Source organism: Halorubrum sp. AD140 (assembly GCF_034497445.1).
GTDB lineage: Archaea > Halobacteriota > Halobacteria > Halobacteriales > Haloferacaceae > Halorubrum.
The window spans coordinates 1-10,437 of record NZ_JAXRUU010000085.1 but is presented as its reverse complement, the minus strand read 5'-3'; the positions used below and the strand labels follow the sequence as shown (position 1 = coordinate 10,437).

9 protein-coding genes are annotated in these 10,437 nt (G+C 69.6%); 2 read left to right on the top strand and 7 right to left on the bottom strand.

Features of this window, described 5'->3' with window-relative positions; genetic code table 11:
* The 6 genes from U4E84_RS15285 to U4E84_RS15260 all read right to left on the bottom strand — a co-directional run.
* Positions 1–1,724, bottom strand: a 1,724-nt coding sequence (locus U4E84_RS15285; RefSeq protein ID WP_322532981.1) for a tryptophan--tRNA ligase, incomplete at its 3' end; no start/stop codon positions are given.
* 99 nt (positions 1,725–1,823) lie between these two features.
* On the bottom strand, positions 1,824–2,981 hold the full coding sequence (locus tag U4E84_RS15280) for an ATP-NAD kinase family protein (protein ID WP_322532980.1): 1,158 nt from the start codon (positions 2,979–2,981) through the stop codon (positions 1,824–1,826).
* Between the two features lie 234 nt (positions 2,982–3,215).
* Positions 3,216–3,914: a molybdopterin-binding protein gene (locus U4E84_RS15275; RefSeq protein WP_322532979.1), complete on the bottom strand. Its 699-nt coding sequence runs from the start codon at positions 3,912–3,914 to the stop codon at positions 3,216–3,218.
* An 80-nt stretch (positions 3,915–3,994) separates the two neighbouring features.
* Positions 3,995–4,756, bottom strand: a complete 762-nt coding sequence (locus tag U4E84_RS15270) for a DUF5803 family protein (protein ID WP_322532978.1) — start codon at positions 4,754–4,756, stop codon at positions 3,995–3,997.
* A gap of 4 nt (positions 4,757–4,760) precedes the next feature.
* Positions 4,761–5,456, bottom strand: a complete 696-nt coding sequence (locus U4E84_RS15265; protein WP_322532977.1) for a DUF2110 family protein — start codon at positions 5,454–5,456, stop codon at positions 4,761–4,763.
* Complete coding sequence (locus tag U4E84_RS15260; protein WP_322532976.1) at positions 5,456–5,980, bottom strand: transcription factor; 525 nt, start codon at positions 5,978–5,980, stop codon at positions 5,456–5,458. The genes U4E84_RS15265 and U4E84_RS15260 overlap by 1 nt, the downstream gene beginning before the upstream one ends.
* 175 nt (positions 5,981–6,155) lie before the next feature.
* Here U4E84_RS15260 and U4E84_RS15255 point away from each other — a divergent pair, with 175 nt between their 5' ends.
* The gene (locus U4E84_RS15255; RefSeq protein ID WP_322532975.1) at positions 6,156–7,220 is read left to right on the top strand and encodes a hypothetical protein; all 1,065 of its coding nucleotides are present in this window, start codon (positions 6,156–6,158) and stop codon (positions 7,218–7,220) included.
* A gap of 51 nt (positions 7,221–7,271) precedes the next feature.
* On the opposite strand, the gene U4E84_RS15250 is transcribed toward U4E84_RS15255, so the two are convergent.
* Positions 7,272–8,807 (bottom strand): PAS domain-containing protein, encoded by a 1,536-nt coding sequence (locus U4E84_RS15250; RefSeq protein WP_322532974.1) that lies wholly within the window; start codon positions 8,805–8,807, stop codon positions 7,272–7,274.
* Between the two features lie 104 nt (positions 8,808–8,911).
* On the opposite strand from U4E84_RS15250, the gene U4E84_RS15245 reads away from it, so the two are divergent.
* Positions 8,912–10,384 (top strand): ATPase domain-containing protein, encoded by a 1,473-nt coding sequence (locus U4E84_RS15245; protein WP_322532973.1) that lies wholly within the window; start codon positions 8,912–8,914, stop codon positions 10,382–10,384.
* Positions 10,385–10,437 lie beyond the last annotated feature (53 nt).

Sequence of the window (10,437 nt, the reverse complement as noted above, 5' to 3'; positions counted from 1 at the left end):
CCGAGGAACTCGCGCATCAGCTCGGCGGCCTGCTCCTTACAGCCGCCACAGAGGCGCTCGCCGTTGACGCACTCGGAGTAGACCGTCTTGGTGAGCTCGTCGTCGTCGCCCGCGAGCAGGTAGGCGTACAGCTCGTAGACGGGGCACTCGTCGGCCTCGCCGCCGAGTTCGCGCTGCTCCTCGGCGGTGTCTCGGCCGCCCGTGGTCGCCGCCATCACCTTGTCGTAGCCGTCCTCGGGGTCGTCGAGCAGCGAGATGTGGCTCGCCGGGATCGACGAGGACATCTTCCCGCCGGTGAGCCCGGTCATGAACCGGTGGTAGATCGAGGAGGGCTGCCGGAAGCCGAAGCCGTCGTGATCGATCTCGACCTCGCGCGCCAGCGACTCGGCTTCCTCACGGGTGAGGTCGAATGCGTCGACGTGCTCATCATAAACTCTCTTTTCACCGTCAATAGCGTCAATCAGTCCGCTAAACGCTTCTTCGGTCGCATTCCGATCAAGGAACCTCAACCGCCGTCGTAGAGGTTCTTTTCCAGAATTCGCCAGCTTTCGAACGAGTGAGTCGAACGTTGCATGGTGAATTCCTTCAGGGGGAAGGGTCTCGATAGCGAGGACGTCAGCAAACGGGTCCTCACCGTAGTCGCGCGGGAGTGAGAAATCGCCGTTCTTGTCGTGGAAGACTTCGTATCTTAGGAGGCCCTCCTTGTCCGACAACCGTGCTTCTGCACCACGGGGAGAGACATCTGTTTCGTCGTATAGTTCTTTGTGATGCTGGAGGAATCTTGCAACCAAGTCACACCGTATTGCGTTCTTGTCAATATCTTGGCTGTGGAGCGATTCCTGAAAATTGTTGTACGCCCACCGGAGGAGAAGTCGTTCTTCCTCAGAAACCTCGAAGGAGGCGAACGCCTCGGTCACCTTGAAGTAGCGCACGCGGGTCGCCAGGTCGCGGGTGAGCCGGACGTGCGGGTCCTGGTCGGGGCCGACCGGGATGACGGTGGGCTTCGGCTCGTCGACGAGCTGCGGGTAGAGGATGTCCGCGGTCTGGGTGACCACGCTCTGCATGTGCGAGATGTTGGTCTCGCCGTCGAAGCCGTAGATCGCCTCGAACTCCGAGAAGTTCGCCTTCGACCCGAGCTCGAAGCCGAGGTCCTGCACCGCCCGGTTGTCGGACTGGCGGTACAGCTCGCCCTCCTCGGCGTCGAAGCCGAGCGCGAGGAGGGAGAGGAGGTAGTTGCGCGCGTGCTCGTCGATATCGTCCCACGACATCCCCCGCGCGGAGTGCGCTTCGAGGTCGGCGATCAGCCCGAACGCGTCGGCGCCCCGCTCCTGGTGCCAGATGATCTCGTCGAACACGAGCTTGTGGCCGATGTGCGGGTCGCCGGTGGGCATGAACCCCGAGAGCGCGGCGAACGGCTCGCCGTTCGACATCGCCTCGGCGACGGCGTCGTACTCGCGGTGTCCGAAGATGACGCCGCGGCGCATCAGGTAGTGCGGGTCCGGCACGTCGTCTGCGACGTCGTCGAACGCCTCGATGCCGAACTCCGCGAACAGGTCCGCGTAGTCGCCGACCGACGCCGATCCCCACGGGTCGAGCGCGACGTCCTCGGTCGGTCCGTCCGCGCGCTCCGCCCCGCCGTCGGCGCGGACCGATCCCGGGGCCTCGGCCCGGGAGTCGTCCGACGGCGCCGACGGCCCCGCCTCCTCGGGGGTGTCCTCGTCCATACGTCCCCTCCCGTCGGTCGACGCAAAAACCGTTCGCTTGCGCGTGAGGACGTGGCAGGGGCGGACGTCGACGCCGAGGCGGACGTCGACGGGCTCCGCTCACGCGATCCGCATCATCCGCGTCTCGAACTTCCCGACGCGGACGCGGACCCATCCCGCGAGCTCGGCGTCGAGCTCGGGGTCGTCCGTGTCGACGCGGAGCACGCGCACGCCGTCGAGCTTCGCCCGCGAGGCGACGATCCGAACATCGCAGCGCCGGATCACCGCCGGCGACAGCTGCGGGTTCCCGCGTCCGAAGACGAACCCCTGCCCACCGATCGGCGAGACGACGACCACGTTCTCCTCGCCGAGCGCGTCGAGGATCTCTCGCTCCGTCCCGTCTCGCACCACCACCTCACCGTCGCGCCACACGTCGACGCCGATCGACGAGGGCTCGAAGCCCAGCTCGGCCTTGATCGCGCCGACGGTCGACCCCGGGCCGAGCACGAAGGTGACGCCCTCGCCCTCGCGGGCGCGGATGTCCTCCGCGACCCCCTCCGCAAGCGACTCGACGGTCCCGCTCGCGGTCTGTTTCGACGACTGGAGGTCGTCGGCGACGGGGACGCGCGCGACCGCCCGGAGCTCCGGGTGGACCTCCCCCTCGCGGTAGGCGTCCTCGTCGATGTCCATCACCTCGCGGCGCTCGGTCCGCGAGAACGTCGCCGCGACCTCGGCGGCGTCCTCCGGCGAGACCGCGAAGACGGAGGAGTACACTTTCACTCCCGCGGGAACGCCGAGCATCGGGACCTCGGAGCCGGCCGCCTCCAGCGCCGCCGCCACGTCCGTCGCCGTGCCGTCGCCGCCGACGAACAGCACCAGGTCGATCGGGCCGGCGGCCGGACTGACGTCCCCGGTACCCCCGTCTTCTCCGCCGCTCCCGACGAACGCCTCGACGACGCGAACGGTGTGCTCGGCGGTCGTTTCCGTGGGGTCTGGCGGACCGTCGACCCCGTTTCGGTCGTCTCCGAACGGATCGACGACGCGGACCGGGTCGAAACCGGCCCCTCTCACCAGCCGCTCGCCCATCGGGTCCGCCGCGGTCGAGACGGTCGTCTCCGGCGCGACCGTCGCGAGCCGGTCCAGCATCCGGCGCGCGCGGTCGGGCGCCCGCGGCTCCGCGCCGCGAGCGATCGCCTCCGCGACCTTCCCGTCGGTGCCCTTGAGCCCGACGCGGCCGCCCATGCCGGCGACCGGGTTCACCACGACTCCGACGTGCATGGTCGAGTCTACGTCGGCGGACTCTTAAGCGGGCACGTCTCGCTCGCCGAGCGCGGAACTCGAACGCTTAAGTCGCCCCCGCCGCAATCCCGACGCATGCTCCTGGAAGCCGCCGTGACCGAGCCGCTCCCGATCGACGCGACCGCGATCGCCGTGCTGCTCGCGGGCCTGGTCGTCACGGCCGTGTGGCTGGCGTACCTCTACCGATAGTCGGCCGCGCCGCCGGTCCGGTCGTTACCGCTCCTCCGACCCGACCAGATCCGAGCGTTCTCGCACCCACTCGGCCGCACGCTCGGCCTCCGCGGCTCTCGTCGCCGTGATCTTCACGCGGACGCTCTCCCCGGGGTACGAGCCCACGCTCACGTCGAACTCCTCCTGGAGCGCCGTGAACCGCTCCAACAGCGCGCTCTCCGGCTCGTCGACGTCGACCGTGACGGTGTGGGTCGGCGTCCCCTCGAACTCGCCAGCGACCGACTCGAACATCGCCTTCATCTCGTGCGGGACGCCGGGGAGGACGTACGCCGACTCGACGACGGCGCCCGGCGCGACGCCGACCTCGTTGGAGAGCGGCCGACAGCCGGCCGGGAGGTGGGTCGTCTCCGCGGCGAGGTCGTCGGCGCTGTACCCGCGCTCGGCGAGCCACGCGGCCGCGTCGGGGTTCTCGACCAGTTCCCGTCCGAAGGCGGCCGCGACCCCCTCCATCGTCACGTCGTCGTGGGTGGGGCCGAGCCCGCCCGTGACGACGACCGCGTCGTACTCCGCGTGGTACTCGTTGACGACGCGGGCGATCTCGCCGACCTCGTCGGGGACGACCGTCACCCGGCGGACGACGACCCCGAACTCGTCGAGCCGGTCGCAGAGCCACGTCGCGTTCGTGTTGTCGGTGTCACCGACGAGGAGCTCGTCCCCGACGGTGACGACGGCGGCGTTCATACGTCGACAAGGCGGCGCGCACTCAAAAGCGTCCGCGTTCGGTCGGATGCCGGGCCCGACCGGCCGTCGGCCGACGCCGGTTACTCCTCGTCGTCCACGTCGAGGCCCAGCTCCCGCCGCTGCTCCCGGAGCGCCTCGAGCTGTCGCCGGAAGTAGGCGGTTCCGACGACCGCCGCGACGAGCGCGACGGCGAGGATCACGCCGAAGACGAGCAGGTCCGTCTCGCGGTACGACTGGACCACGACGGAGCCGCCCTCGACCGACTCCCAGGTGATCCGGTCGCGCCCGTCGACCGTCTCGATCTCGTGGTCGCGCGGCGAGACGTGTCCCACGACCGGGAAGTCGGTGCTGAACCCGGACGGGAGCGTCACCGCGTACGACCCGTCGACGTACGCCAGCGTCGTGAACCGCCGCGGGGAGCCGGCCGACGAGAAGGCCACGTGGCCGTCGTCCATGTCGTCGGGGAAGCGGACCCACGTCTCGTCCGGCGTCCGGTCGACCTCGCCGCCGCGGGCGCGGAACTCGCTGCCATTAAGCACCTCACCGTCCGCGGTCCGGTAGCGGAACGCCTCGAACTCGAGCGGCTGGTCGCCCATGTACGGCGTCTGCCGGTACAGCCGGAGCTCCTCGACGTCGGAGACGTCGTACACCGCGGTGTACTGGTTCCCGGTCGACAGCTCGAACGTGGCGTCGCGGTCGGCGTCGAACTCGTACTCCATCGGCGGCTCCGCGTCGAGCGTCTCGTTCCCGACCTCGCCGCCGTCGTTGAGGTAGGTGAGACAGCCGGAGCTGGCGACGAGCAGGAGGACCAGCGCCGTCGCGACGACGAAGCGTCTGTTCACTGGCTCAGACGACGCAGCGCATCTCCGCCGGGAGGTACGAGCCGATGGCGGCGAGCAGCCCCGGCGGGTCGGTGGTCTCGGTGCAGACGATGCTCTGCTCTAACAGTCCGAGCCGCTCGACGGTGACGATGTCCTGCGCGTGGCCCGCGCGGTTCACCGTCGCGCGCACCTCGCCGCGGGTCGCCGAGTTGACGTTGACCCGGCCGTCGCCGCGCCGCCAGTCGTACAGGCGGTCGCGCTCCGCGTCGGCCAATCGGCTCGGCTCCGCGTCCACGTCGCCGGCGTCGCCGCCGTAGACGAACCGCAGCGGCAGGTGCTGGACCAGTCCGAACCGCTCGACGACCTGCTCGGGGGAGCCGACGCCGAGACCGATCTCGTCGGTGGGGATCCGCACGTCGACGCCGGCGTCGAGGACGAACCCGTCGTCGTCCCACGATTCGAGGGTTCCGACGTACTCGACGCCGGCCTCCAGACCGGCGTCGTGAGCGACGATCTCGCCCCACGTCTCCGCGAGGACGTTGCGGGCCACCGCGGCGTCCTCGCCGGTGACGTCCACCTGCACGAAGCCGTCGTCGCGGACGCCGACCTGCCAGTCGACGCGCAGTTCGCCCACGTCGTTGGCGACGAGCGAGCCCATCCCGTCGAGCGCGCGCTCGCGGGCGTCGCCCTCCACGTAGCACTTGGTTGCGAGGACGACCATCAGCCCGTCACGTCCACGTTCAGCTCGTCGCGGAGCTCCTCGATGCGCCGGTCCATCGCCTCGCGGAGCCGGTCGTTGTCCATCGCTTCGACCGGCGAGCCGCACTCGGGACACTCGAAGCCGAAGTCCATCGCCTCGCCGAATTCGAACCGGATCGAACACACCTCACAGAGGTAGAACTCGTGGGTGCGCTCGTACTCCTCTCGCTCCTCGAGGGCCTCCAGCAGCCGGTACATCTCCTCTTCGAGGTTCTCCGGGATGTTGTCGTAGTGGAACGTCCAGAGGTACGTGAGCCATCCCGAGTCCTCGTCGCGCACCCGGCGGTACGTGGCGAGGTCGTTCTCGTACAGGATGAACAGCGCGCGACGGACGTCGTTGAGCTCCAGCCCGAGCTCCTCCGCCAGCTCCTCGTCGGTGACCTCGCCGTCGGGCGGCGCGGCCGCGACCGGCATCCCCGTCGGCCCCACCAGCTCGTGGAGGTACTTCTGGATGACGGGGTCGTTCAGTAGATCCTCAAAAGCCATTACTCTGATTTGGTGGTGGAATCGGGTTAAAAGCTCCGAAAGGGCCACCGTCGTCCGGCGCCGGGCGCGGTCGCGACCCTGCAGTCGTCGTCGGCGACCGCCGACCGCCGGCCCCTCCGAGTCCTCGACGGCGGCTCCGGCAGAGCTTTACGCCGGCCCTCGCATCCAGTGCGTGATGAGCGAGTCCGTCGATCCGCGCGCCCGAGGGCCTCCGCCTTCCGGAGGGACCGACGGCCCGCCACCCCGACCCGCCGGCGACCCGCGTGGTCGAGTTCGGCTCCGACGGGCGGTCGGCGTCGTCGCGCTCGCGACCGTTCCGGTGCTCCTCGCCGCGGCGCCGCTGATCACCCTCGCCGCCCTCCTCGGTCCCGCCGGCCTCGGCGTCGTCGACTCGGCCGCGCTCGGCGGCCTCTCCCCGACCGCCGCCGCAGCGCTCGCCGCGGTCGCCCTCGGCCTCGGGGGGTCGGCGCTGCTCGGCCCGTCGCTCGTCGACCGGCGGATCGCGCGGCTCCCGTCGGCCGAACTCGACGACCGGCCGGCAGACTTCGTCGCCGACCGCGTCGCGACCCTCGCGGGGGAGGTCGGCGTCGACCCCCCCGCGGTGACGGTCGTCCGCGCCGACGCCGCCAACGTCGCCGTCGCGGACGGCTACCGGGTAGCGCGGCTCGTCGTCTCGACGCGGCTGCTCTCCCTCCCCGCGGCCGACCGCGACGCCGCGCTCCGCCACGCGCTCGTCCGGCTCCGGACCCGGGAGGCGGCGGTCACCACCGCCCTGCTGCCCGCGCTGGCGATCGTCGAGACGGTCGCGCTGCTGGCGACGCTGCTCGTCGGGCGCCGCGCCGACCGGACCGCCGCCGACCGGCGCGTCAACCGGATCCACGGATACGAGCCGGAGCGGGACCGGATCCCCTCGTGGGCGTACACGGTCGCCGGCGTCCTGCTCTGGCTGCTCCTGCTGCCGGCGTGGGTCCCCGCCGCGGTCGGCGACCGCTGCTACGTCGGCGGCGGTCGCCGGGACGCGGACGCCGCGGTGGCGCGGCTGGGGAGCGCCGAGCGCGCCGGGCTCGGGAACGCGGTCGCGTTCGCGGGCGAGGCGGCGGGCGCCGCCGACTGGCCGCCCCTGCTCGACCGGCTGTCGCTCGCCTCGATGGCCGACGCCGAGACGGGTCGGGTCCGGGGGACGAGCCGACAGGAGGCGCGGATCCGACTCGCGCGGCTGCGGTCGAAGCGACCGATGTGAGTGCGAAACTCCGCCCTGCGCCGCGTCCGGCCGTCGAAGCGAGGCTCAGACTCAGGGGTTCGCGGGAACCGTCAGCCTGAGCGTGGTCCCCTCCGACGACGTGTCGACGGTGAACTTGCCGCCGGCCTTGTTCACGACCCAGTAGATCAGCCAGATCCCCAGCCGGTCCGCGTGGGTCAGCGACGTCTCGCCCCGTTCGAGCACCTGCGTCTCGTGGTCGGGGATCCCCGGGCCGTCGTCGGCGATCTCGATCGCGATCCACCCGGACGACTGCCGACTGACGCGGACGTCGACGGACGGACGCGGGTCGTCGTTGTGTTTGACGGCGTTCTCGACGCCCTCCTCTATCGCGGTCACCAGCCCGACCACCCTCGTCTCGATCGGGTCGTCGTCCGGAAGCGAGAGGGTGAGCGTCGCCTCGGGGAACCGGTCACGCATCCGACTCGAGAGCACGAGGAGTTGCTCGCGCAGGTCGATGCCGTCCTCCACCTGCGAGACGTCCGAGAGCGTGTATTCGATCTTCCGAGCCGCCTCCGCGATCCGCATCAGGTCGTCCGTCGTCTCGCCGATCACCTCGAGCGACTCGAGCGCGTTCTCGTCGTCGAGGTCCGATCGCAACAGCTCCGTGTACCCCGTGATGAGGTTCATCTTGTTCCGGAGGTTGTGGTTGAGGACGCGGTTCATCACCTCCAGCCGGCGCTCCCGGATCTTCCGATCCGTGATGTCCGTCTGGAACCCGACGAAGTGGGTGACCTCGTCCTCCCCGTCGCGGATCGGGGCGACCGTGAGTCGGTTCCAGAACGTCTGGCCGTTCTTCCGGTAGTTCAGAACGTCGACCGAGATCGGTCGCTCGTCCGCTATCGCCTCGCGGATCGCGGCCGTGGTCTCCGGGTCCGTCCCCTCGCCCTGCAGGAACCGGCAGTCCTCGCCGAGCATCGCCGAGCCGTAGCCGGTGAGCGTCTCGAAGCCCTCGTTGACGTACACCAGCGGGTCGTCCCCGTCCTCGCCGGCCTCCGCGATCGTGATTCCGACCGGCGCCTCGTCCATCGCTCGCTCCTTCAGCCGGAGGTCCTCGACGGTCTCGGCGAGCTTCCGCTCGCGGGCCGCGAGCCGGAGCGAGGTGCGCCGCCGCTCGACGAGGTTGGCGATCCGGGACCGGAGCGCCCGCTTTCGCACGGGGAGCTCGATGACGTCGTCGACGTAGTTCCAGGCGGTCTCCGTCGCCGGCCCGAGCGACTCGTCGCTCGCGAGCAGGACGAACGGGAGAAACGCGGACGCCGACAGCTTCCGTCGCCGCTGGATCGTCCCGGCGACTCGGTTGAACTCCTGCGTGTCGAAGACGCAGCAGTCGAACCTCGACTCCAGCGTCTCGACGTCGGTCGTCGCCTCGACGCGGAATCGATCGCTCAGCGCCTCGGTCAACAGATCGCGGTCCCGTCCCGGCCGCATGAAGAGCAGTATCTGCGCGGCGCCGTCCGGTTCAGGTGGTCCTCCGTGGGGCGCGTCGGCGGCCTCGGCGGCGAACGCCTCGTCCGGAGCGTTCTCCGGGGCCACGCTGTCTGCGGCCTCTCCGGAGCCTGAATCCATCTTTCGTGAAAGGAGGTTACACCGGCACTAAGAGTTACCCATTATTTTTACCGGGCCGTTCGAGTAGCCCCCATTATATTTACCAGGCCGTTCGAGTAGGCCCCATGACATCGCCATTCCCCGGTCGCGACTCGACCGGACTCGCGGGACTCGACGAGATACTGTCCGGGGGGCTAATCCCGAACCGGAGCTACATGCTCCGGGGGCGGGCCGGAAGCGGGAAGACGATATTGAGCTTCCACTTCCTCCAGCAGGGCGTCGACGAGGGAGAGACGTCGCTGTTCATCAACCTAGAGGAGGACGTTCGCGATCTCACGGCGAACGCGGCGGCGCTCGGGTTCGACACGGACGAGATCGAGTTCCTCGACCTGAGCCCTGGCGCCGACGTGTTCACCGAGGACCAGTCGTACGAGGTGTTCTCGCCCTCGGAGGTCGAGGGCGAGCCGTTCACCGAGCGGATCGTGGAGGGCGTCATGGCAGTCGACCCCGACCGAGTCGTCGTCGACCCGCTGACCCAGCTCCGGTTCCTGCACTCGGACGACTACCAGTTCCGAAAGCAGGTCGTCGGGTTCATGCGATTCCTGAAGGACCGTGACGCGACCGTGGTGTTCACCGTCCAGAACACCGACTCGCTGCCGACCGACGACCTGGAGTTCATCACGGACGGGACGCTTCGGCTGGGGGCGGAGGAGTACGGGAAGACGATCGACGTGCCGAAGTTCCGCGGCTCGTCCACGCAGGGTGGCGACCACGCCTACCGGGTGACCGACGCGGGCATCGAGGTGTACCCGGCGCTCCAGCCCGGAGCGCACGCGGGCGAGGTCGGGTTCGAACAGGTCTCCTCCGGGATCGACGAGGTCGACGACCTGTTGCACGGCGGGCTCGAACGGGGAACGGTCACCATCGTCAGCGGGCCGACCGGAGTCGGCAAGACGACGCTGAGCACGCAGTTCATGAAAGAGGCGGCAAACCGCGGCGAGCGCTCGGTCATCTACCTGTTCGAAGAGAACCGGGGAACGTTCCTCACGCGCTCTCGCGCGGTCGACATCCCGGTCGACGAGATGCTGGAGAAGGGGACGCTCCAGGTGAACGAGGTGGAGGCCCTCGAACGATCGCCACAGGAGTTCGCCCGGATGGTCCGCGAGGAGGTGGAGGAGCGCGGCGCGGACATGGTGATGGTCGACGGGATCGCGGGGTACCGCCTGACGCTCCGCGGCGAGGAGGGGATGCTCCTCCAGCAGCTGCACGCGCTGGGCCGGTATCTCAAGAACGCGGGCGTGACGGCGGTGTTCGTCGACGAGACGCGGAACGTCACCGGCGAGTTCCGGGCGACCGTCGAGAACATCAGCTACCTCGCCGACAACATCGTGTTCCTCCGGCACCTGGAGGTGCAAGGCGAGATACGCAAGGCGATCGGCGTCTTGAAAAAGCGGACGAGCGACTTCGAGCGGACGATCCGCGAGTTCCGCATCACCGACGACGGCGTTCGGGTCGGCGAGCCGATGACGGGGCTGCGGGGAATCCTGAGCGGGACGCCGGAAGTGATCGAGTCGCCGGGGGACCGCGACGACGCGTAGTGGGTGACGAGACCGCGACGACGCGTAGTGGGTGACGAGACCGCGACGACGCG

Coding starts and splice junctions, on each gene's coding strand:
- U4E84_RS15250 (WP_322532974.1), bottom strand. CDS start 8,807: ATGGATTCAGGCTCCGGAGAGGCCGCAGACAGCGTGGCCCCGGAGAAC.
- U4E84_RS15255 (WP_322532975.1), top strand. CDS start 6,156: ATGAGCGAGTCCGTCGATCCGCGCGCCCGAGGGCCTCCGCCTTCCGGA.
- U4E84_RS15280 (WP_322532980.1), bottom strand. CDS start 2,981: ATGCACGTCGGAGTCGTGGTGAACCCGGTCGCCGGCATGGGCGGCCGC.
- U4E84_RS15260 (WP_322532976.1), bottom strand. CDS start 5,980: ATGGCTTTTGAGGATCTACTGAACGACCCCGTCATCCAGAAGTACCTC.
- U4E84_RS15265 (WP_322532977.1), bottom strand. CDS start 5,456: ATGGTCGTCCTCGCAACCAAGTGCTACGTGGAGGGCGACGCCCGCGAG.
- U4E84_RS15245 (WP_322532973.1), top strand. CDS start 8,912: ATGACATCGCCATTCCCCGGTCGCGACTCGACCGGACTCGCGGGACTC.
- U4E84_RS15275 (WP_322532979.1), bottom strand. CDS start 3,914: ATGAACGCCGCCGTCGTCACCGTCGGGGACGAGCTCCTCGTCGGTGAC.